Raw genomic sequence first — 2,607 nt, 5'->3', positions numbered from 1 at the left:
ACCAGGGAGGGCAGGAGAAAGAGGTACGGCTGCATCCGCACGCGTCGCCGGACTCTCTTGGTGGTCCGGATCGGGGCCGCTGTACCGGCCGCGAGGCGCGAAGCCCCTGTCTGCTGCGCCATCGTTTGGGAGGGTCAAGGGCGGCGGACGGAAGGCGCGCCGCCGCCCCGAGCTACTGCTGCCCTCTGGTTGAGGGCCTCACTGGTACTTCTGAAGAATTTGGGTCGCGTCGCGCTGGGCCTGATCGAGCGCGGCCTGCGGCGACAGGCGCCCCGTCTGGGCGGCCTGGATCGCGGTCACGAGCAGGATGCCGATCTCATCGACGTCGTGGATCGTCATCTGTTCGCCGGCCACCCGGAGCTGCAGGGTCGCCGTCAGTGCCTGGGGGACCTGCTTCAGGTAGTCCTTGAAGGCGGGCGCCGAGAGCTCGGTCTTCCGGATCGGCACGTACCCGGTATTGATGCTCCACCGCGCAGCCTGCTGCGGCTCCGTCATCCAGCGGATGAACGTCCATGCGGCCGCCTGATTGGCTGCGGGGATCTTGTTGAAGATGTAGAAGCTCCCGCCGCCCGTGGGCGCGCCGTACTGCTTGTCCGCGGGCATGAAGCCGGCGTTCCACTCGAACTTCGCGTTCGTCCGGATGAATGTCATGCCGCCGGTGGTCGAGTATATCATCGCCACCTTCTGCTGGATGAAGTCCCCGGGGACCTGATCCCAAAACGGCTTGCCGGTTGGTCCCGGCGGGTGGACCTTGTACTTGTTCTGCAGGTCTAGGATGAACTGGAGGGCGTGGACGGCCTCGGGAGAGTTGAACTTCACCCATTTGCCGTTCGGGTCGAAGTACTTGGCGCCCGCTTCGATCAGGAAGCCCTGGAAGACCCAAGGAGAGGTGTCGGCGACAGGAGCCTCGACGCCCCACTGGGTCACGGTGCCGCTCGAGTCGCGGATCGTCAGCTTCTGGGCGTACTGGACGAGCTCCGTCCAGTTCTTCGGGGCATGCTCGGGGTCCAGTCCCGCCTTGCGGAACATCTCCTTATTGTAGTAGAAGATCGGCGTGCTTCGCTGCCAGGGGATGCTGTAGGTGTGCCCGTTCGCCCGCGCGTTGAGGAGGAGTGCGCCGTAGAAGTCGTCGATCCATGCTTTGCCTCCGCTCTGGGCGATAAGATCGTCAAGTGGTATGATGCCGTTCCGGTCAAGGAGCGAGAACAGCTCCGGTGTGTCCAGCACAGCCACGTCCGGCGGGGCTCCTCCCTGGACAGCGGTCATCGCTTTGGCCATCGTCTCGACATAGTTGCCTGCAAAGACGGGCTCCACCCGAATTCCCGGATGCGTCCCGTTGAAGTCGTTGACCATTGCGGTCATCAGCTGGTTAAGCGGTCCTGCGGCACCGACGGGATAGTAGTACCGCAGCGAGACCCCTGCCTGCGCGCCCGCACGAACCGGCACCAGGGCGACCGCCACGAAGAGCGCGAGCCCAAGCGCTCCCAGGCGCCCACGAATCACCATACTGTAGCCCCCTTTTGTCCAGCCCTTCCAGAACAGCCGTCCGTCATCCATATGACAAGGAATGGTTCCCTAGGTGCGCGAACCCTACCTTCCTTGACTTCATGTGGCGTTCTTCGTGTTTCCCTGGGCGCACCGGAGGGTCATGCCTTAGATGCATGAAATGTATGATAAGAGTCTCCGGTGCGTTTGATGACTAGCGGGGCGATTGGCGGTCCAGAGCCCCGGTTCGGGGACGGGCCGGCCGGGGAGCGCATCGGCCGCGGTCAGGGCTCTGAGCGGGAGAAGGCCAGATACGTCCGCCGGATGTTCGGCGCGATTGCGCCTCGCTACGATCTGATTAATACGCTGATTAGCGGAGGTCTCCACCTCCGGTGGAAGCGGGCGACAGCCTCCATGGTGCAGTTGTCCCCCGGCGGTCGTGCGCTCGACGTGTGTTGTGGGACCGGCGATCTGGCATTTCTCCTGGCCCAGCACGTCGGTCCTCACGGATGCGTGCTTGGGGTAGACATCAGTAAAGAGATGCTGGCCGTGGCGCGACGGAAGGCGGGGACAGCAACGCTCGGGAGTCGAGTGGAGTTTGCCCTGGGCGACGCCGAGGCGCTCGGGCTTTCGGATCGCACATTCGATGGGGCCACCGTTGGATTCGGGATCCGAAACACAGTGCATCCTGAGATGGCGCTCCGCGAGCTGTACCGCGTGCTGCGCCCCGGCGGGCGCCTCGCCATCCTGGAATTCAGCACCCCTCGGAACACCGTGTTTCGGCGGTTGTACGGTTGGTACTCGTTCACCGTGGTGCCCTGGGTGGGGCGCATAGCGTCGCGGCACGACGATGCGTATCTTTACCTGCCGACCTCCGTCCGGACGTGGCCCGACCAGGAGGCATTCGCCGCCATGATGGCCCGCGCGGGGTTTGAGCAGGTGCGCTACTATAACCTGCTGACGGGCGTGACGGCGATTCATGTCGGTGTCCGGTCCGGCAAGGTCCGGTAGGCGGAGGGGCGTGCATGGGGGAGCGCGAGAAGACAGGGGTGTTCCAGGTTGGATCCCGCCAGATGCGGGACGTGGAGGAGGCGCTTCGCTACGTGTACGCGGCGCTCGTCG

General features: G+C 64.5%; 2 protein-coding genes. One reads left to right on the top strand and one right to left on the bottom strand.

All coding sequences use genetic code 11. The features are described from left to right. Positions 1-198: 198 nt before the first annotated feature. Positions 199-1,506 (bottom strand): ABC transporter substrate-binding protein, encoded by a 1,308-nt coding sequence (locus tag VFP86_07695; protein ID HET8999511.1) that lies wholly within the window; start codon positions 1,504-1,506, stop codon positions 199-201. A 189-nt stretch (positions 1,507-1,695) separates the two neighbouring features. On the opposite strand from VFP86_07695, the gene ubiE reads away from it, so the two are divergent. Then, entirely contained in the window at positions 1,696-2,496 is an 801-nt protein-coding gene (gene ubiE / locus VFP86_07690; protein ID HET8999510.1) for a bifunctional demethylmenaquinone methyltransferase/2-methoxy-6-polyprenyl-1,4-benzoquinol methylase UbiE, read from the top strand. The last annotated feature ends 111 nt before the right edge of the window (positions 2,497-2,607 follow it).

The organism is bacterium (genome assembly GCA_035703895.1).
Classification (GTDB): Bacteria; Sysuimicrobiota; Sysuimicrobiia; order Sysuimicrobiales; family Segetimicrobiaceae; genus Segetimicrobium.
The sequence above is the reverse complement of the archived record's forward strand: the minus strand, read 5'-3'. Positions and strand labels throughout refer to the sequence as shown.